Annotated in this window: 17 protein-coding genes and 1 pseudogene; 10 read left to right on the forward strand and 8 right to left on the reverse strand. The window is 63.5% G+C overall.

The genetic code is table 11. The features are described from left to right. Positions 1 to 1,088: aminotransferase-like domain-containing protein (locus A9D60_RS02040; protein ID WP_065266206.1), on the forward strand; the 1,088-nt coding region annotated here is incomplete at its 5' end. Positions 1,089 to 1,148: 60 nt separating this feature from the next. Here A9D60_RS02040 and A9D60_RS02045 read toward each other — a convergent pair. Next, a complete protein-coding gene (locus A9D60_RS02045; RefSeq protein WP_065266071.1) occupies positions 1,149 to 2,693 on the reverse strand; it encodes an alanine/glycine:cation symporter family protein in 1,545 nt (514 codons plus the stop codon). A gap of 21 nt (positions 2,694 to 2,714) precedes the next feature. Then, a complete protein-coding gene (locus tag A9D60_RS02050) occupies positions 2,715 to 3,149 on the reverse strand; it encodes a universal stress protein (RefSeq protein ID WP_065266072.1) in 435 nt (144 codons plus the stop codon). 503 nt (positions 3,150 to 3,652) lie between these two features. Between A9D60_RS02050 and A9D60_RS02055 the strand changes: the two genes are divergently transcribed. Beyond that, positions 3,653 to 5,239 (forward strand): 2-isopropylmalate synthase, encoded by a 1,587-nt coding sequence (locus A9D60_RS02055; RefSeq protein ID WP_065266073.1) that lies wholly within the window; start codon positions 3,653 to 3,655, stop codon positions 5,237 to 5,239. Between the two features lie 56 nt (positions 5,240 to 5,295). On the opposite strand, the gene A9D60_RS02060 is transcribed toward A9D60_RS02055, so the two are convergent. The 3 genes from A9D60_RS02060 to A9D60_RS02070 all read right to left on the reverse strand — a co-directional run bounded on the left by A9D60_RS02060 (position 5,296) and on the right by A9D60_RS02070 (position 8,142). Beyond that, a complete protein-coding gene (locus A9D60_RS02060; RefSeq protein WP_065266074.1) occupies positions 5,296 to 7,041 on the reverse strand; it encodes an adenylate/guanylate cyclase domain-containing protein in 1,746 nt (581 codons plus the stop codon). Positions 7,042 to 7,106: 65 nt separating this feature from the next. Continuing rightward, positions 7,107 to 7,829 (reverse strand): SDR family NAD(P)-dependent oxidoreductase, encoded by a 723-nt coding sequence (locus A9D60_RS02065; RefSeq protein WP_065266075.1) that lies wholly within the window; start codon positions 7,827 to 7,829, stop codon positions 7,107 to 7,109. Beyond that, positions 7,819 to 8,142, reverse strand: a complete 324-nt coding sequence (locus A9D60_RS02070) for a darcynin family protein (RefSeq protein WP_065266076.1) — start codon at positions 8,140 to 8,142, stop codon at positions 7,819 to 7,821. The genes A9D60_RS02065 and A9D60_RS02070 overlap by 11 nt, the downstream gene beginning before the upstream one ends. A 91-nt stretch (positions 8,143 to 8,233) precedes the next feature. On the opposite strand from A9D60_RS02070, the pseudogene A9D60_RS27320 reads away from it, so the two are divergent. Beyond that, positions 8,234 to 8,419: pseudogene (locus tag A9D60_RS27320) on the forward strand (TetR family transcriptional regulator); the annotation flags it as partial. 383 nt (positions 8,420 to 8,802) lie between these two features. On the opposite strand, the gene A9D60_RS02080 reads toward A9D60_RS27320, so the two are convergent. Continuing rightward, positions 8,803 to 9,597: a 23S rRNA (adenine(2030)-N(6))-methyltransferase RlmJ gene (locus tag A9D60_RS02080; protein WP_065266078.1), complete on the reverse strand. Its 795-nt coding sequence runs from the start codon at positions 9,595 to 9,597 to the stop codon at positions 8,803 to 8,805. A 131-nt stretch (positions 9,598 to 9,728) separates the two neighbouring features. Between A9D60_RS02080 and A9D60_RS02085 the strand changes: the two genes are divergently transcribed. From A9D60_RS02085 to A9D60_RS02115, 7 genes are all read left to right on the forward strand, one after another. After that, positions 9,729 to 10,514, forward strand: coding sequence for a hypothetical protein (locus tag A9D60_RS02085; RefSeq protein WP_065266079.1), 786 nt, complete (start codon positions 9,729 to 9,731; stop codon positions 10,512 to 10,514). A gap of 231 nt (positions 10,515 to 10,745) precedes the next feature. Beyond that, positions 10,746 to 11,792, forward strand: coding sequence for a rod shape-determining protein (locus A9D60_RS02090; RefSeq protein WP_019297721.1), 1,047 nt, complete (start codon positions 10,746 to 10,748; stop codon positions 11,790 to 11,792). 61 nt (positions 11,793 to 11,853) lie between these two features. Further along, positions 11,854 to 12,795 carry a rod shape-determining protein MreC gene (mreC, locus tag A9D60_RS02095; protein ID WP_065266080.1) on the forward strand — a complete coding sequence of 314 codons (942 nt, stop codon included), beginning with the start codon at positions 11,854 to 11,856 and terminating at the stop codon, positions 12,793 to 12,795. Further along, on the forward strand, positions 12,788 to 13,324 hold the full coding sequence (locus tag A9D60_RS02100) for a rod shape-determining protein MreD (protein ID WP_065266081.1): 537 nt from the start codon (positions 12,788 to 12,790) through the stop codon (positions 13,322 to 13,324). Before mreC ends, A9D60_RS02100 begins: the two co-directional genes overlap by 8 nt. Then, complete coding sequence (gene mrdA / locus A9D60_RS02105; RefSeq protein ID WP_065266082.1) at positions 13,324 to 15,270, forward strand: penicillin-binding protein 2; 1,947 nt, start codon at positions 13,324 to 13,326, stop codon at positions 15,268 to 15,270. The genes A9D60_RS02100 and mrdA overlap by 1 nt, the downstream gene beginning before the upstream one ends. Next, on the forward strand, positions 15,267 to 16,418 hold the full coding sequence (gene rodA, locus A9D60_RS02110; RefSeq protein ID WP_065266083.1) for a rod shape-determining protein RodA: 1,152 nt from the start codon (positions 15,267 to 15,269) through the stop codon (positions 16,416 to 16,418). The genes mrdA and rodA overlap by 4 nt, the downstream gene beginning before the upstream one ends. A gap of 17 nt (positions 16,419 to 16,435) precedes the next feature. Further along, the gene (locus A9D60_RS02115; RefSeq protein ID WP_065266084.1) at positions 16,436 to 17,368 is read left to right on the forward strand and encodes a 2-hydroxyacid dehydrogenase; all 933 of its coding nucleotides are present in this window, start codon (positions 16,436 to 16,438) and stop codon (positions 17,366 to 17,368) included. Positions 17,369 to 17,451: 83 nt separating this feature from the next. Here the strand turns inward: A9D60_RS02115 and A9D60_RS02120 are convergent, their stop codons facing one another. Further along, entirely contained in the window at positions 17,452 to 19,467 is a 2,016-nt protein-coding gene (locus A9D60_RS02120) for a M3 family metallopeptidase (RefSeq protein ID WP_065266085.1), read from the reverse strand. An 81-nt stretch (positions 19,468 to 19,548) separates the two neighbouring features. Beyond that, complete coding sequence (locus tag A9D60_RS02125) at positions 19,549 to 19,899, reverse strand: hypothetical protein (protein WP_065266086.1); 351 nt, start codon at positions 19,897 to 19,899, stop codon at positions 19,549 to 19,551. Between the last annotated feature and the right edge of the window lie 2 nt (positions 19,900 to 19,901).

Raw genomic sequence — 19,901 nt, forward strand, 5'->3', positions numbered from 1 at the left:
CCCCCGGAATGCTGCTGCCCGGCGCACCGGATCCGGGGGTTTTCCCCGCGCGGCCCTGGGCACGCTGTGTTTCACGTGTGGCAAGAATGAACCCGCTGAGCCTGAGCCACCAGGAGGATGCCTTTGGCGACCCGGAACTGCGGCGCGAAATCGCCGCCTATGCAGCGCGGTGGCGGGGCATAGACTGCAGCGCTGAACAAGTGCTGGTGACCAGCGGCGCGCGGGAGGCGCTGGAACTGGCGATGGAGTTTCTTGTGGAGGGCGAGGACATCGCGCTGGAAGCCCCCGGCTTCACGCCCACCCGGCGGTTTGCGCAGGCCCGTGGATGGCCGGTGCAGTGGCTGCGGGCTGGTGCGCGCGGGGCCGAGATGCCGAAAAAGATGGCCAAGGTCACGCTGCTGACACCCTCGCATCAGTTTCCGCTGGGCGGCACCCTGCCGGTGCCGCAGCGGCAGGCTTTTCTGCAAGCCGCCAGGGCGCGCGGCGGCTGGATCATTGAGGACGATTTTGACAGCGAATTCCGCTATGGGGGCCAGCCGGTGCCTGCGATGGCCGCCTTGGACCGCGAGGGGCGCTGCATCTATGTGGGCACGTTTTCCAAGACGTTTTCCCACGCGCTGCGGCTGGGCTATGCGATCCTGCCGCCAGCGCTGGTGCCGCGGTTCCGGGCGCAGTTCATCCATCCTAGTGCAGGTGCCGCCATCACGGCGCAGCGGCCGCTAGCGGAATTCATGGCCTCCTGCCAGTATGACCGCCACATCCGCCGCGCCCGCAGGCTCTATGCGGAACGCTATGCGGCGGCGGCTGAGGCGCTGGCGGGCTGGCCGGAGGCGCTGGGGTGTTTTCACCGCCACAATGCCGGGATGCAGATCGCGTTTCATCTGAAGTGCACGCCGAAGGACACGGAGATTTGCCGCCGCGCAGCCGAGGCAGGATATGGCGTCCGGCCACTGTCTTTGCACGACCCGGAAGGCGCCGCACAGGGGCTGCTGATCGGGTTCTGCCAGACGCAGGCCAAAGACCTGCCAGTTCAGATTGCCGGGCTGCGCCGGATTGTGGAGAACACCTGCTATGACCAGCCAAAGTAAAAGCCTCCCCGGTTACCCGGGAAGGCCTGTCTCATTCAGCTTTGATCAGGATTGGGCCGATCAGCTGTACTTCTTGATCTCACCCGATTTCAGGCGCGCCATGTAGCTGTTCAGCTCTTTCTTGACGATCGGCATCAGGAAGTAGAGCGCGATGATGTTGACCACCGCCATGGCAAAGATTGCCGCGTCGGAGAAGTCGATCACCGGGCCGAGGTTTGCGGCTGCGCCGATCACCACGAAGATGCAGAAGATCACCTTGAACACCAGCTCGGTGGTCTGGCCTTCGCCGAACAGGAAGGTCCAGGCCTTGAGGCCGTAGTAGGACCAGCTGATCATGGTGGAGAACGCGAACAGGATCACTGCCAGCGCCAGCACGTACTGGAACCAGCTGAAGGCCGAGGAGAAGGCTGCCGAAGTCAGCGCCACGCCCTTGTTGCCGTCCACGGTCTGGATGGTGCTTGCGCCCTCATCCAGCAGGTAGAGGCCGGTGTTCGGATCCTGGATCAGCTGACCGGTGATGATGATCACCAGCGCGGTCATGGTGCAGATCACCACGGTGTCGATGAAAGGTTCCAGAAGCGACACGAAGCCTTCGGTGATCGGCTCCTTGGTTTTCACCGCGGAGTGGGCGATCGCTGCAGAGCCAACGCCTGCCTCGTTCGAGAAAGCCGCGCGCTTGAAGCCCTGGATCAGCGCGCCAACCATGCCGCCGGCAACACCTGCACCGGTGAAAGCGCCTTCGAAGATCTGGCCGAATGCCCAGCCGATCTTGTCAGCGTTCATCGCCAGAATGACCAGCGCCGCTGCCACATACATGACACCCATGAACGGCACGACCTTTTCGGTCACGCGGGCAATCGACTTGAGGCCGCCCACGATCACGGCGAACACCACAGCGGCGAAGACTACGCCGGTGATCCAGCCCGGATAATCGCCGACAACGCCGGAGATCTGCGCGTGCGCCTGGTTGGCCTGGAACATGTTGCCGCCGCCAAAGGCGCCGAGGATACAGAACACCGAGAACAGTACCGCCAGGAACTTGCCCATCGGCAGGCCGCGTTCGGCAAAGCCCTTGGTCATGTAATACATCGGGCCGCCGGAGACGTGGCCGTCTTCGAACTCATTGCGGTATTTCACGCCCAGAGTGCATTCGGTGAACTTGGAAGCCATGCCCATCAGGCCGGCCAGGATCATCCAGAAGGTTGCACCGGGGCCGCCGATGCCGACGGCCACCGCAACGCCTGCGATATTGCCGAGGCCGACAGTGCCCGACAGCGCGGTTGCCAGCGCCTGGAAGTGGCTGACCTCACCCGCATCATTGGGGTCGGAGTAGTCGCCTTTGACCAGCGAGATCGAGTGCGGGAAGGCACGGAACTGGATCAGGCCGAAGTAGACGGTGAAAACGGTGGCTGCAACCACCAGCCAGGCCACGATCCAGGGGAAGCTGGTGCCGGGGAACGGGCTGAAGATCAGGTTGACGAACCAGCCGGTAGAACTGGCAAACAGCTCATTGACGCGCTCGTCGACGGATTGTGCCATCGCCGGGGCGGTTGCCGCCAGCAGCAGCGGCGCAGACAGGGCTGCCGCCTTGATTGATTTCCTCATGACTGTCCTCTGAGTTTTTCTTTAGGGAACGATGGTGACCGGAACCGGAGCCGCCTGGGCCAGGCTGCCCGCGACGGAGCCGAACAGCCGCGAAGACAGTGCCGAATGGCCGGTGCGGCCGATGATCAGATGGCTGGCGCCACTCTTCTTGATCACTTCGATCAGGGTTTCCGCGATATGGCCGTATCGAAGCTCAGTCGAGACGGTGACACCGTCGTCTTCAAGGCTCTTGCGCACGGGGGCCAGCAAGGCGTCCTCTGCACGCTTCAATTCTTCCTCGCGGCGCTTGTGGCGCTGCTCGATCTCCTCCGGGGTGAGGAAAGAATAGGGCGACCATTCCAGCACATGCGCGATTACCAGCTCTGCCCCTTGCGCTTTGGCAAGGCTGACGGCAAAAGCAAGCGCCGATTTGGCGGCCTCGCTGTCGTCATATCCAAGGACAATTTTATTCGACACTTTTTCCTCCTATCGATGGCGCATTCCTCTACGGGAGCGCCGGATCCGGGGTGTCAACGCCGGAAAACCTGCCGGCGCAAGACCCATTGCCGTTCCCGCCTCAAAAAAAGGCGCAGTGCGGACAAACTGCCGCATTGAAACTGCGGCAGGTCCTTACTTATATTATATCCCTTTTTCAATATTGTCTTGCACTTACCGCATACGGCGGCATGCAGCGCCGATAAATCGGTGCCGTGCCGCAACGGCAACTGCGAAAACCGCACAGGGCAGAATCCCTCTTTCCATTCGCCCGTGCCTCTGTATAAATCCCTGCCATGACCATTTGCGCAGATATCACAATTGCAGCCACCGCTCCCCGCGGTGCCGCTCTGCGCGCCCTACTGATCCTAGCCCGCCTCTGAGCGTGCCCTTCCGGCGCGCCCGCTCAGAGGATTGCCGCACGCGCGCCATCGAAGGCTATGAATGCCCTGGAAGGGCCTAGGACAGAGACAAGAGATACCATCATGACAAATGCATCCCCGATTTCCGGCGACAAATCCCGTGTATTGATTTTCGACACCACCCTGCGTGACGGCGAGCAAAGCCCCGGCGCCACCATGACCCATGACGAGAAGCTGGAGATTGCCGAGCTTCTGGACGAGATGGGCGTGGACATCATTGAGGCCGGCTTCCCGATTGCCTCCGAGGGCGACTTTGCTGCCGTGTCCGAGATTGCGGAACGCTCCAAGAATGCGATGATCTGCGGCTTGGCGCGCGCCAACTTCAAGGACATCGACCGCTGCGCCGAAGCGGTGCGCAGGGCTGCGCAGCCGCGCATCCACACCTTCATCGGCACCTCGCCGCTGCACCGCGCCATCCCGAACCTGACGATGGACGAGATGGCCGACAAGATCCACGAGACGGTGACGCACGCGCGCAACCTGGTGGACAACGTGCAGTGGTCGCCGATGGACGCAACCCGGACCGAGTGGGACTACCTGTGCCGGGTGATCGAGATCGCCATCAAGGCCGGCGCCACCACCATCAACATCCCCGACACCGTCGGCTATACCGCGCCAGCGGAAAGCGCCGACCTGATCAAGCGCCTCATTGAAACCGTGCCGGGCGCGGATGAGGTGGTGTTTGCCACCCACTGCCACAACGACCTCGGGATGGCGACCGCCAACGCGCTGGCAGCCGTGGCAGGCGGTGCGCGCCAGATCGAATGCACCATCAACGGGCTCGGCGAACGCGCTGGCAACACCGCGCTTGAGGAAGTGGTGATGGCGCTGAAGACGCGCAATGACATCATGCCCTGGTCCACCGGCATCGACACCACCAAGATCATGCATGTCTCGCGCCGGGTCTCGACCGTGTCCGGCTTTGTGGTGCAGCCGAACAAGGCGATCGTCGGCAAAAACGCCTTTGCCCACGAAAGCGGTATCCACCAGGACGGCATGCTGAAGAACCGCGAGAACTTCGAGATCATGCGGCCCGAGGACATCGGCCTTTCCGGCACCTCGCTGCCCTTGGGCAAACACTCCGGCCGCGCCGCACTGCGCGACAAGCTGGAGCATCTTGGCTACGACGTGGGCGACAACCAGCTGAAGGACGTTTTTGTCCGCTTCAAGGAACTGGCTGACCGCAAGAAGGAAGTGTTCGACGACGACCTCATCGCGCTGATGCGCATCGGCGCCGACGCGGAAAACGACCACCTCAAGATCGTCTCGATGAAAGTCGTTTGCGGCACTGGCGGCCCGGCGGAATCCACCGTCGAGATGGAGATCGACGGTAAGGACGTTACGGAGACTGCCGAGGGTGACGGGCCGGTGGATGCGACCTTCAAGGCAATCCGCAAGATTTATCCGAACACTGCCCGGCTGCAGCTCTACCAGGTGCATGCAGTGACCGAGGGCACCGACGCGCAGGCGACGGTTTCGGTACGACTGGAAGAGGACGGCAACATCGCCACCGGCGAAAGCGCGAATACCGATACGGTTGTTGCCTCGGCCAAAGCCTACGTGAACGCGCTGAACCGCCTGATCGTGCGCCGCGGCCGTGTCGGCGAAGGCGCCGACACCAAGGAAATCTCCTACAAAGATCTGGCCTGAGCCCGGTATTCTTCAAAGCGAAAGGGCGCCCATTGCGGCGCCCTTTTTGTTACGGCCTATTCCAGCCCGGCTTTGCGCAGCCCTTCGGTGAAATGCTCTTTGTCCTCGCTGCGGCCGTAATGCAGACCCGCCAGCAAAGCCTCTGCCGTGGCGTCCGGCTGCATCACCCGGATTTGCGCCACGCAGTCCTGCGCCTCCTGCGTGTTCCCCATCCAGCTATGGCAGGCCGCAACCAAGCCAGTCTGGACCGCATCCAAAGCAGGCAGGCGCTTGAAGTCAGTCAACGCCTGCTCATAGAGCCGCGCGGCAAAATGCGCCTTGCCTAGATGACTCCAGAAGCGGACCGGAAAATGCGGGTTGAGGCGCATCGCCTTTTCGATCCATTCCGCGCCTTCCTCCGGCCGTCCCTGCCAGGTCAGCAATTCACCCATCTGCACCACAACCAGATCATAATTAGGGTTCAGGGACAAAGCGCGTTCCTGATGGTATTGCGCCTGATCGAGGTTCTCCTGCAGTATGGACACCGCCGCCATCAGCCGGTGCACATCCGCATCATTGTCATCCATCGACGCGGCTTTCTGGATCGACTCCAGCGCCAGCTCAAGCATCTCCTCGACATCATCGCACCAGCCATATCCCCAGGCCTGACCGCGGATGCAGCCGCGCCAGGCGTGAGCATGGGCAAATTCAGGGTCCAGCTCCACCGCCCGGTCGATCAGCTCCATCGCCTTGGCGTTGTCTTCAGCCGTGCTGCGGTGATGAAGCACCTTGGCCGCCAGCACACATTCATAGGCCGCCAGGCTCGCGGGTTTCTTGCGCGAGACTTCATCCTGCTGCGCCGCTTCGATCCGCCCCGGCAGGGTAGCGACAATGGCCGATGTCACCTCATCCTGGATCTCGAAGATATCATCCAGGGTACGGTCATATTTCTCGGCCCAGATATGGGAATCATTGCAGCTGTCGATCAGCTGCACCGTGATCCGGACACGGTTGCCACCCTTGCGCACGCTGCCTTCGACGATATAGCGGGCACCAAGTTTCTCCGCCACTTCGCGGATGTTCACCGCCTGCCCCTTGTATACAAAGGACGAATTGCGGGAGATCACGAACAGCTCATGGCGGCGGCTGAGTTCGGTCAGGATGTCCTCTGTCAGCCCATCGGCAAAGAACTCCTGCTCCGGGTCGCCGCTCATATTGGCAAAGGGCAGCACCGCTATGGAAGGTTTGACCACGGCAACCGGCTCAGCCGAATTGTGATCCAGGTCCGGCGCSGCGCCGGCGGCGTCGCCTTCCAGCAGAAGCCGGTAGACCTGCACCGGTTCCGCGATGTTTTTCAACTGCTGCGGCCCCAGATCCTCGAACTGCAAGCCGCCCAGGCGCCGGACCTGATCAAAAACCGCTGCAGAAATGCAGACATCCCCGGTGCCGGCAAATTGCTCCAGCCGGGCTGCCACGTTGACGCCGCTGCCGTAAATGTCGCCGTCATCAAAAATGATATCGCCGAGGTTCACGCCGATCCGGAACTGGATGCGTTTTCCGGGCACCACATCGGCGTTGCGGCGGCGCATCCGGTCCTGCACCTCGGCAGCGCAGGCCACGGCGTCGCATACGCTGGGGAATTCCACCAGCATCCCGTCGCCGGTGGTCTTTATGATGGAACCGCGGTTCTTGGATATCGCAGGGTCAATGAGTTCGATCCGGTGGGTGCGAAGACGGGCCAGCGTGCCCTGCTCATCCACGTCCATCAGGCGGCTGTAGCCAACCATATCCGCCGCCAGCACGGCGGCCAGCCTGCGTTCCATGTCGCGCCCTCCTTTCCGGAAAGCGTAGCGGGAAAGCACAGGATTTCAAAATTATTTGCAAATCCTTAGCCGCGCAGGATGCGGGCCGCCAGCGCCGGAGAGAGGCGGTGGATCAGCCGCAGCAGCTTCATCTGCCCGACCCAGATTTCGCTATTGCCTGCAGCCACCCCGTCCAGCAAGGCGGCCACGGCAACGTTGGGGCTGATCTTGCCGCGGCCGCGCCCGGAGGTCATCTGCGTCGCCGCCAGCGCCATCACGCAGTCGGAAATGCGCACTGGCAGCCCCGCATCCTCAGCCTGATAACGCAGGGCGCGAGTGAAATTGCGCAGGCCGGCCTTGGAAGCGCAGTAGACAGCCGCCTGCCGTTTCGGTGCAAGCGCGAGACCGGAGGTTACATTGACCAGAAAGCTGCCCGGGGATTGCGCCAGAACCGGAAGCAGCCCTGCCGCAAGATGAATAGGCGCTGTCAGGTTCACCGCCAGTTCCTGCTCTATATCCTGCAGGTCTGCTGTGCCTTTGGCAAAGTCAGCGGCGATCTGAATGCCCGCGTTGTTGATCACCCCGTCCAGCCGTTGCCCCTGCAGCCCGGCAATCAGCGCAGTGCGCGCGCTGCCGTCCGTCAGGTCGCAGGCCAGCCGCTCAATACCCTCTGGCAGGTCCTCCAGCGCTTTGCTGGTGCGCGCCAGCGCCAGAACCTCCGCGCCTTCTGCCGCCAGCTGCAATGCCAGTGCCCGCCCGATCCCGCGGGAGGCGCCCGTAACCAGGACACGTTTGCCGTCAAACCGCATTGGCAGCCTCGTAGGCGCGAAAACCGTTTTCATAAGACGGGATGATCTGAGTAACCGTGAAGTAGCCCTCGGTGATCAGCGCAGTGTCCCGCAGCTGTTCGATCGCAAAATAGTAGGCCTCTGGCGTCTCTGCCTCGATCATCGCCACATCGCTGCAGTCGGCATGGAAGGCTTCGGCATCGAAATGGCGCAGCGACAGCCCGTTTCGGGTGAAGGGCTCCAGCGCAGCGGCAGCGATGCGGCTGCGTTCCGCGCGGCTGATGCGCAGCCAGCCGGGGGTGGCGTTGAGCAGCAGGAAGATGGTCATTTTCATCGGGTTACCTCCGGGATGTTGCCTTTACTGCCAAGAATGTGAAGGATTGCTCACATTCTCAACTCGCGTTCCCGGCTGAAAGGAACCCGCGATGCACAGCCCAAGAAAACAAGCGCGCCAGGCCCGTTCCCGTGCCACGCAGGAGGCGATCGTGGAGGCGGCGGCTCGCATTCTGGAAAACGCGGGGCGGGAGGGATTGACCACCAATGCGATAGCCGAGCGGGCCGGCGTCAGCATCGGCTCACTGTATCAGTATTTCCCCAACAAAGAGGCGGTTCTGGCCGCGGTGCTGCGCAGCAAGCGGGCAGAGCTGCTGGGCTGGATGCGGGACGCTGCAAAGCGCTGCCAGAATGCGCCTCAGGAGGTTGCCTTGCGCGAGTTGCTGGCCGCCGGGATGCGGCACCAGTTTGAACGTCCCCGGCTGGCGGTGGAGGCAGAATATGCTGAACAGCACCTGCAGCTGGCACCGGAAACCGCGGCGCTGGCCCAGGAAATGGCGCAGATCGTGCTGGACACCATCCGCCGTTTCGCCCCCGATGCCGGACCGCAGGAGGCGCGCGACGTAGTGGCCATTGCCAAGGGGATGATCAACGCCGCTGCCCTTAGCGGTGAGGCAGGCGGTGCCTCGCTGGTCCAGCGGGTCGAACGCGCGATCCGGGGTTACTTGCGGGAAACTGCCTCGAACAGCGCCGAAATCCGCGCGGCTTCCTCTGCCGCGCCAAAGGGCGCGTTGACCACGAACATGCCGCTGCCGACCATCCGGTGTCCTTCGCGCACTGGCGGAAAGGATACTTCGTGCCGCAGAGCATCAGGCAGCCCCTGCGCCTCCAGCGCCTTCAGCATCTGCTTGTGGCTGCCGTCCCGCAGGATCGGATACCAGAGCGCGATAACGCCGACGTTCCACTTCTTGTGCAACTGGCCGATGATGCCGGGGATGCGGGCATAGTCGGATTTGATCTCGTAGCTCGGGTCGATCAGCAACAACCCGCGGCGCGGGGTTGGGGGCGCCAGCGACATGGCCAGCTCAAACCCGTCCTGCTGATGCACCTTGGCCTTCCAAGGCTTCAGCGCGGCGCGCAACGCGGCGTTTTCCTGCGGGTGCAGCTCGGCAAAATGAAGCGAGTCACCCGGGCGCAGCAGCGAGGCTGCGATCAGCGGTGATCCGGGATAGGCAGCCGCGCCGTGCGCCTTGCGGGTTTCAGACAGGGCGCGGTGCAGCGGATGATCCGCCGCCAGCCCCTGCTCTGCCAGCACCTTGGTGATGCCCTGCTCCGCCTCGCCTGTCTTCACGGCCTCGGGCGCGTCCAGCTGGTAGAGCCCCCGGCCTGCGTGGGTCTCGAGATAGCTGACCGGTTTGTCCTTGCGGGTAAGATAGGCCAGCATCCAGGCAAGCAGCGCGTGCTTCTGGACATCGGCCAGGTTTCCGGCGTGGTAGATGTGCTGATATGAGAGCATGAGCCCCCTCTAGCCGCTATTTCCAAAGGGCGGAAGAGGCGGCGTACGCCCGGTAAACGGAATCTCAACCCCGCTGCGGCAGACTGCCCTCGACGAGATACCGCAGAATGCAGGTTCCCATGCCCCTCAGAATGAGCGCCCTTGCCCTGATCGTGACGTTTCTGGCCCTGCTGCTGTGCACAGCAGCTGCCGTCAGCGCGCAAGGCTATTCGCTGGTTGGCAATAATTTCTTCCTGCAAAAGGCCTCTGCCCCGATGCCCGGACCGGCGCCCGCAGCTGCGGTCCCAGGCCCGGCACCGCAGGCCATTGCCAGCCTGCTGCCGGACACCCTGCCCGGCGCGGACCAAGGCCGCGGGGCGGTATCGCTCAACCCGAGTGCCGCCAGCCTGTTCCGCGGCCGCAGCGGCGGCGGACTGTTTGCCCCTATCCTGAAGGCACCGCCCAGCGTCAAACGTTTGCTGGACCTGATCGCCAGCGCCGAGGCCGGCAAGGCGCAGTATGATGCGGTGCAGTACGGGGCCACCCGCAAGCCGCCGAAAAAACCCACAAGCATGACTATTGCGGAGATCAACGCCTGGATCGACGCCACCCCGGGACAGCCCCATGCCATCGGCCGCTATCAGTTCATCCCCGCAACGCTTCGGCGGCTCGTTAAGCACCAGGGGGTGAAACCGCAGGCCCGCTTCACGCCGGAGCTGCAGGACCAGCTGGCGCACCAACTGGTGGAGGAGGCCGGCTACAGCGCCTTCCTGGCGTCGGAAATGCCGCGCAAGACCTTCATGCTGAATCTGGCCAAGATCTGGGCCGGACTGCCAATCTCCACCGGGAAATCCTATTACGAGGGCTATGCCGGCAACAGCGCCAGCCTGACCTGGGCTCATTTCGACGCCGAAATGAAGCGGATCTTCCGAAGCTGACGGCCAGACGTTCCGAAGCGACACATTCCAGACCAGGCACGCCTTTCAGCTCCAGCAGGAACAGTGCAGGAACGCGGCTAGGTTGAGGCTCTATATAGTGGGCGGAAAGGCGCTGTTTCACCATAATACGCCCTTTCGCGGCCCAGCCGTGCCGCTTATAAGGTTTGGGAAGGCGGCTTCTGAGGGGAGTCGCCCAAGGAATATTGGCAGCACTCACAGGATCCCTTCTATATGGCGCTTTTCGGAAACTTGGGCGGTCTGTTCTCCTCGGACATGGCCATCGACCTCGGCACAGCCAACACTCTGGTTTATGTCAAGGGCCGCGGAGTGATCCTGTCCGAACCTTCCGTGGTCGCCTACCACGTTAAGGACGGCGTCAAGAAGGTGCTGGCCGTCGGCGAGGACGCCAAGCTGATGCTGGGCCGCACCCCTGGCTCGATCGAGGCGATCCGGCCGATGCGCGAAGGCGTGATTGCCGACTTCGACACCGCCGAGGAGATGATCAAGCACTTCATCCGCAAGGTGCACAAGCGTTCGACCTTCTCCAAGCCTAAAATCATTGTTTGCGTGCCGCATGGTGCCACCCCGGTTGAAAAACGCGCGATCCGCCAGTCGGTGCTGTCCGCAGGCGCCCGCCGCGCCGGCCTGATTGCCGAACCGATTGCCGCCGCCATCGGTGCCGGCATGCCGATCACCGACCCGACCGGTAACATGGTTGTCGACATCGGCGGCGGCACCACCGAAGTGGCGGTTCTGTCGCTGGGCGACATCGTTTACGCCCGCTCTGTCCGTGTCGGCGGCGACCGCATGGACGAGGCGATCATCAGCTATCTGCGCCGCCAGCAGAACCTGCTGGTTGGCGAATCCACCGCCGAGCGCATCAAGACCTCCATCGGCACCGCCCGGATGCCCGACGACGGCCGCGGCCAGTCGATGCAGATCCGCGGCCGCGACCTGCTGAACGGTGTGCCGAAGGAGATCGAGATTTCCCAGGCCCAGGTGGCAGAAGCGCTGGCCGAGCCGGTACAGCAAATCTGCGAAGCCGTGATGACCGCGCTGGAAACCACCCCGCCGGATCTGGCCGCCGACATCGTTGACCGCGGCGTCATGCTGACTGGCGGCGGTGCTTTGCTGGGTGATCTGGACCTTGCCCTGCGCGAGCAGACCGGTCTGGCCGTCTCCATCGCGGACGAGAGCCTCAACTGCGTGGCGCTTGGCACCGGCAAGGCGCTGGAGTTCGAAAAGCAGCTGGCCCACGCCATCGACTACGACAGCTAACAGCCCCGCCCGCCAGAACGGCGCCAGCTGACAGGCTGGAGTGGCGGCTGGAAGGAGAGACGTGGCAAAGGACAAGTCACAGCGCGATGATTACGCAACCCCGCTGCGGCGTCTGCTGACAGCGGTGCTGTGTCTGTGCCTTGCGGCAATCTTTGTCGTCTGGCGCATCGACAGCCCGCGGGTGGAACGGTTCCGCGCCCAGGTGGTCGACACAGTGGTGCCCAGCATGGACTGGGCGATGGTGCCGGTCACCGCTGCAATAAACCTGATCCGCGATTTCCAAAGCTACCAGCGGCTGGCCGAGCAGAACCGCGAGTTGCGCAGCGAGTTGCGGCAGATGCGGGCCTGGAAAGAGGCGGCATTGCAGCTGGAACAGGAAAACGCGCGGCTGCTGGACCTCAACAACGTACGGCTGGATCCGCAGCTGACGTATATCACCGGCGTGGTGATGGCAGACAGCGGCTCCCCGTTCCGGCAGTCGGTGCTTCTGAACGTCGGCAGCCGCGACGGTGTCCATGATGGCTGGGCCGCGATGGACGGCATCGGCCTGGTGGGACGGATCTCCGGCACCGGGCGCAACACCGCGCGGGTGATCCTGCTGACCGATGCCGCCAGCGCCGTGCCCGCCACCATCCAGCCCTCCGGCCAGACCGCTCTGGTCACCGGCGATAACAGCGCCGCGCCGGTGCTCAGTTTTCTGGAAAACCCCGACTTGGTGCGCCCCGGCGACCGGGTGATCTCGTCCGGCGACGGCTCTGTCTTTCCGGCGGGCCTGCTGATCGGCCAGGTGGCCAAGGACCGGTCGGGACGGATGCGCGTGCGGCTGTCTGCTGACTACGGGCGGCTGGAATTCCTGCGGGTGCTGCGCCATCACGGCACGCAAGTGATTCAGGATCCCGGCGGGCTGGTCGGCGCCGCCCCCGGCGACCCGCAGCCGCAGCCGCGGCCCGAAACCCTGGGGGAGGACAGCGCCGAAAGCACGGCAGAGGCCGGCAATGGCTAACACCTCTCCCGCCCGGATCTGGACCATGCGCGCGGCCTTTCCCGCAGTTGCACTGCTGATCATGTTCTTCCACCTGCTGCCGCTGGAAACCGAGCCGCGCTTCTGGTCACCGCCGGATCTGCTGCTGGCATTGGCCATGGCCTGGAGCCTGCGCCGCCCGGACTATGTGCCCGCGCTGTCCATCGGCCTGGTGATGCTGCTGGCGGATCTGCTTTTCCACCGCCCGCCAGGGCCGCTGGCGCTGCTGACGGTGCTGGGCTGCGGCTTCCTCAAGGGCCGCGCAGCACCCCACCGGGAAAGCACCTTTGCCAGCGAATGGCTGGCCGTTGCGCTGGTACTGACCGGGATTGCCACGCTGAACCGGCTGATCCTGACCCTGTTCGGGGTTGCCCAGGCACAGCTGAGCCTGACCGTTATCCAGGTTGTGATGACTATTGCTGCCTATCCGCTGGCGGTTTGGGCCAGCCAGTCTATTCTCGGGGTGCGCAAACTGTCCCCTTCTGAAGCCGAAACCCTGGTGAGCCGCTGATGAAACGCAATCCCAAGGATCTGGATGCCGCACATGGCAAGATGACCCGGCGGGCGCTGTTCCTGGGCGGGCTGCAGCTGGCCTTTGCCGGCGGGCTGGCCGCCAGGATGCGCTATCTGCAGGTGGACCAAGCCGATGAGTTCCGCCTGCTCGCCGAGGAAAACCGGATCAACATCCGCCTGCTGCCGCCGGCCCGCGGGCAGATCTTTGACCGCAACGGGCTGATCATCGCGCAGAACTCGCCCTCATACCGGATCACCGTTGTGCCGGAGGATGCGGGCGATGTGGAGGCGGTGATCGCCAAACTCTCCAGCCTGGTGCCTTTGGACCCGGAAGATCTGGAGCGCGCCCGCACCGAGATGCGCCGCTCGCCGCCGTTTCTGCCGATTACCCTGGCGGACCAAATCGGCTGGGAGGATATTTCCAAAGTTGCAGTGAACGCCCCTGCCCTGCCTGGTGTCACGCCGGAGGTGGGCCTGACCCGGGTTTATCCGCAGCTTGGCGATTTTGCTCATGTCATCGGCTATGTGGGGCCGGTCTCCGACTATGACCTGAGCAAGATGGAAGACCCGGAGCCGGTCTTGATGATCCCGCGCTTTCAGATCGGCAAGGTCGGCTTCGAGGCTAAACGCGAGGACGTGCTGCGCGGCAAGGCCGGCGCCAAGCGGGTGGAGGTCAACGCCACCGGCCGGGTGATGCGCGAGCTGGACCGGCGCGAGGGGATCTCCGGCGCCGACATGCAGCTGACCATCGACGCCGAACTGCAGAATTACGTGCAGGCGCGGCTGGGCCGGGAAAGCGCCGCTGCGGTGGTAATCGACTGTGAAGATGGCGATATCCGAGCGATCTGCTCCTCGCCCAGCTTCGACCCAAACCTGTTCGTGCGCGGCATTTCGGTAGCCGACTACCGGATGCTGACCGAGGACAATTACCGGCCGCTCTCCAACAAGACGGTGCAGGGCACCTACCCGCCCGGCTCCACTTTCAAGATGATCACCGCACTGGCGGCGCTGGAAAACGGTGTGGTCGGGCCGGAGGAAACCGTCTGGTGCCCCGGCCACCTGAAAGTTGCCGGCCGCCGCTTTCACTGCTGGAAACGGGCGGGCCACGGGCATGTGGACCTGAACACCTCTCTGAAGCGGTCCTGCGACGTCTATTACTACGACGTGGCGATCAAGACCGGCATAAACAAGATTTCCGAAATGGCCAATCTGTTCGGCCTGGGTATCAAGCACGACTTGCCGATGTCGGCGGTCGCCCAAGGCATCACCCCGACCAAGGAGTGGAAATCCAGCTCCTATGGCAAGGACTGGCTGATCGGCGATACGGCAAACGCCTCGATCGGGCAGGGCTACATGCTGGCCTCGCCCCTGCAGCTGGCCGTCATGTCAGCGCGGATTGCCACTGGCCGCAGCGTGACGCCGCGGCTGCTGAAATCGCTGGACGGTGTCGAGCAGCCCAGCGGCGCGGGCGAGCCGCTGCCAGTCAGCGAAAACAGCCTGCGCATGGTCCGCCGCGGTATGTATTCAGTCAGCAACGACCGCCGCGGTACTGCCTACCGCTCCCGCATTGCTCCCAAGGAAATGGAGATGGCTGGCAAGACCGGCACCAGCCAGGTCCGCAACATCACCGCCGCCGAGCGCGCAGCCGGGGTGATCCGAAACGAGGACCTGCCATGGGAACGGCGCGACCACGCGCTGTTTGTCTGCTTTGCGCCCTATGACAAGCCGAAATATGCGGTTGCTGTGGTTGTCGAGCATGGCGGCGGCGGTTCCAAGGCGGCAGCCCCGGTGGCCCGCGACGTGATGCTTCAGGCGCTGTACAACGGCACCCCGCCGCTGGAAGCCTATCCCAAGGCCGACCGCAGCCGCATCAAGGCACAGCAGGAACGGCTTGAGCGTGAACGCGTCAAGCGCCCGCTGGGCAGCAGGAGCAGCCGGGCATGAGCTATCTAGAGTACCACGCCAAATCGACACCCACTGGCCTGCGCAAGGTTCTGCATTTGAACTGGGGGCTGACCCTGCTGCTGGCCACGGTGTCCAGCGTCGGCTTCCTGATGCTCTATTCGGTGGCGGGCGGGTCCTTCAGCCCCTGGGTGGAACCGCAGGTCAAACGCTTTGCACTCGGCCTTGGCGTCATGTTTGTGGTCGCGATGATCCCGATCTGGTTCTGGCGCAATATCTCGGTGGTGGCCTACCTGGGGTCGCTGGCGCTGCTGGTCGCGGTGGAGCTGTTCGGCACCGTCGGCATGGGCGCGCAGCGCTGGATCGACATCGGTTTCATGCGGCTGCAGCCCTCGGAAGTGACCAAGATTGCCCTGGTGATGCTGCTGGCCGCCTATTACGACTGGCTGCCAGCCGAGAAGACCTCGCGCCCCTTGTGGGTGCTGCTGCCGGTGGCGCTGATCCTCATTCCGACGGCGCTGGTGCTGAAGCAGCCGGACCTTGGCACCTCGATCCTGCTGATGGCGGCGGGCGGCGGGGTAATGTTCCTGGCGGGCGTGCATTGGGCCTATTTCGTGGCGGTGATTGCGGCTGGCGTGGGGCTGGTCAGCGCGGTTTTTCAAAGCCGCGGCACCGACTGGCAACTGCTGAAGGACTACCAGTTCCGCCGCATCGACACCTTCCTCGATCCCTCGCAGGACCCCTTGGGCGCGGGTTACCACATCACCCAGTCCAAGATTGCACTGGGGTCCGGGGGCTGGTCCGGGCGCGGCTTCATGCAAGGCACCCAGTCGCGGCTGAACTTCCTGCCGGAAAAGCACACCGACTTCATCTTCACCACCCTGGCGGAGGAATTCGGCTTCATCGGCGGCGTGACCCTGCTGTCGATCTACATGCTGATCATCGTGTTCTGCATCGCCTCCGCGATTGCCGCCAAGGACCGGTTCTCCTCGCTGGTGATCATGGGCATCGCCATCACCTTCTTCCTGTTCTTTGCCGTGAACATGTCAATGGTGATGGGGCTGGCGCCGGTAGTTGGCGTGCCGCTGCCGATGGTTTCTTACGGCGGCTCTGCGATGCTGGTGCTGCTGGGCGCCTTCGGCATCGTGCAAAGCGCCCATATCCACCGCCCGCGCCAGGCGTCACGTTAGATATTCAGGGAGTTTCCATGACCGCCAATGTCCTGTTTGCAGGCCGCCCCGATGGCTGGCCCGTCTATGAGCCGCTTTTGAAGACAGAGCTTGCCCGGCTTGGCGTGGATGCCGATCTGCGCACTGAATTTGCGCCGGAAGAGGTGGACTATATCGTCTACGCCCCCAGCGGCCCCGTCAGCGATTTCACTCCCTTCTCCCGCCTGAAGGCGGTGCTGAGCATGTGGGCAGGCGTTGAAAAGATCGTGCCTGTCGTGCCTGCCGCAGTGCCGCTTACCCGAATGGTGGACAGCGGGCTGGAACGGGGCATGACCGAATGGGTGGTGGGCCACACACTGCGCTATCACCTGGGCATGGACGTGCATATCCTCGGCCAGAACGGGCACTGGAAACCCAAAGCCCCGCCGCTGGCGAAGGACCGCAGCGTGACTGTGCTGGGCCTTGGCGCGCTGGGAACTGCCTCAGCAAAAGCCTTGGCCGCACTCGGGTTTCAGGTTTCCGGCTGGAGCCGGAGCCAAAAGGACATCGCGGGCATTGCCTGCTACTCCGGCGCAGAGGGGCTGAAGACGGCACTGGCGCAGGCGGAGATCGTCATTCTGCTGCTGCCCGATACGCCCGCAACAGAAAATACCCTGAACGCCGAAACCATGGCGCTGCTGCCCAAGGGGGCCAGGATCATTAACCCGGGCCGCGGGCCGCTGATTGATGACGCCGCACTGCTGGCGGCACTGGACAGCGGACAGGTGGGCCATGCAACGCTGGACGTATTCCGCGTCGAGCCGCTGCCGCCGGAACACCCCTATTGGGCGCATCCCAATGTGACCGTCACGCCGCACATCGCCTCGGAAACCCGCGAAAGCACCGCGGCCGAAGTCATCGCCGAAAACATCCGCCGCGCCGAGGCGGGGGAGACGCTGCTGCATCTGGTCGACCGCAGCCTCGGCTACTGAACGCAAAAGAGCGGACTGGCGCCCGCTCTTTCATCTTTCCCAAAATACTCAATCCGCAGGCAGCGCCCGTCAGGGCGTGTCTCTTATTCCGCAGCCAGGCCGCGGCCTTTCAGCAGCGCCTCCACTCCCGGCAGCCGCCCGCGGAATGCGGTGTATAGCTCAGCCGGATCAACAGACCCGCCGGTGGAAAGGATATGCGCCTCCACCGCCTTGGCACGCTCCGCATCGAAGGCCCCGCCTGCCTCCTCAAAGGCAGCAAAGGCATCGGCGTCCATCACCTCTGACCACATGTAGCTGTAATAGCCCGAGGAATAGCCGTCACCTGCAAACACATGCGCGAAATGCGGGGTGGCATGGCGCATGATGATCGCCCTCGGCATGCCGATTTCCTCCAGAACTTCAGCCTGCTTTGCCATCGGGTCGGCTGGTGCTGCCCCATCGTGGAAGGCGAGGTCGACCAGGGCGGAGGCAACATATTCCACCGTCTGGAAGCCCATGTCGAAATTGGCCGCCCCCAGCACTTTCTCCAGCATCTCCTGCGGCATCGGCTCGCCGGTTTCCGCGTGGGTAGCAAACTCCTGCAGCACCTCCGGCACTTCCAGCCAGTGTTCATAAAGCTGGCTGGGCAGTTCGACAAAATCACGAGCAACCGAAGTCCCGGAGATGCTCTCGTAAGTCACATTGGACAGCATCTGGTGCAGCGCGTGGCCGAACTCATGAAACAGGGTGCGGGCGTCGTCCCAGGACAAGAGCGCCGGGTCGCCCTTGGCGAAGTTGCAAACGTTGATCACCACAGGTGACTGAACATCAGGGAACTTGGCCTGCTGCCGCATGGCTGAGCACCAGGCTCCCGAGCGTTTGGAGCCGCGGGCGAAATAGTCGCCGATGAACACCGCCACATGGCTCCCGTTCCGGGTCACCTCCCAAGCACGGCAGTCGGGGTGGTAAAGCGGCACGTTCAGCGGTGTGAACTCCAGCCCGAACAGGCGGCTGGCGCAGGCAAAAGACGCCTCGATCAGCCGGTCCAGCTGCAGGTAGGGCTTTAGTGCCGCCTCATCCAGGTCATGTTCTGCCTTGCGGCGTTTCTCGGCGTAGTAGCGCCAGTCCCAGGGTTCCAGATCGCCGTTGACGCCGTCCTCCTGCATCATGTCAGTCAGGATCTGCGCATCCTGATCGGCGCGAGATTTGGCCGCCCCCCAGACCTCCATCAGCAGCCCGCGGACTGCCTCCGGCGTCTTGGCCATTTCGGTTTCCAGTTTATAGGCTGCGAAGTTTTCGTAGCCCAGCAACTGCGCGCGTTCTTCACGCAACTGCAGGATCTCCGCCGCGATGGCGCGGTTGTCGGTCCCGCCGCCATTGGCGCCGCGGGCGGCCCAGGCGTTGAAGGCTTTCTCGCGCAGGTCGCGGCGGGGCGAGAATTGCAGGAACGGCGTGATCAGCGACCGCGACAGGGTGACCACCGGGCCGCTTGCGCCCTTTTCCTCGCCAGCCGCGCGGGCCGCCTTGACCACGAAATCCGGCAGGCCTTCCAGATCCTCCTCGCTAAGCTCCATGAACCACTCGCGCTCATCCGCCAGCAGGTTCTGGGTGAACTGGGTGCCCAAGGTGGCCAGCCGCCCCTTGATCTCCTGCATCCGGATGTCGGCGTCACCTTCCAGCGCCGCACCGCCGCGGACAAAACCGCGATGGGTCAGCATCAGCACCCGCTGCTGTTCCTCTGTCAGGTCCAATTCCGCGCGCTGGTCCCACACTGCCTTGATGCGCGCATAAAGCGCCTTGTTCGCGGTGATGGCTGAAAAATGCGCCGCGAGTTTCGGAGAAAACTCCCGCTGCAGCTCTTCCCGCTTGGGGTTGCTGTCAGCCCCCGCCACGGTGAAGAACACGCCCAGCACCTGCTCCAATTCACGGCACGGCGTCTCCAGCGCTTCGATCACATTGGCAAATGCGGGCGGCTCGGAACTGTTTGCGATGGCGTCGATCTGCGCCTTATGCGCTGCCAGCGCCTGTTCCAGAGCGGGGGCAAAATCGTCATCGGAAATGCTGTTGAACGGGGCGATTTCAAACGGCGTGTCCCAGCGGGACAGAAGCGGGTTGGACATGTGAAGGGTCTCCTTTGCGGGTGACGCTAGCGGCAAAGACAGGGGGCTGCAATTGGCCTTTCCCGGCACAGGTCCGCTGTCTCAGCCGCCTGCCCCGTCGCCCGCTGTCAGCTCCGCCGGAATGATGCGGATGGGCACATCCGCCACATTGGCTGCGCGGGCAATGCGCCATTCGAAGCGGCCCATTTTGCCATCGGTATCGATCAGCACTACCACCGGCTCCTTGCCGGTGATCTCTGCCGCAAACAGCGCCTGCTGAATACTGTCGAGACTGCTGCGCTTATCCAGCCCGAACTCGATGACGCGGTTCTCGTTCTCGCAATCGGTGCGGATCGAGGAGCCGCCGCCGGAATAGGTGAAATCATGCACCCGTTCCGGCTGGCCGCCGAACAGGGCGCCGCAAAGGAGCGCGATGTAGTAGGCTTCGTTCACTG

Source organism: Leisingera sp. JC1 (assembly GCF_001679925.1).
Taxonomy (GTDB): Bacteria; Pseudomonadota; Alphaproteobacteria; order Rhodobacterales; family Rhodobacteraceae; genus Leisingera.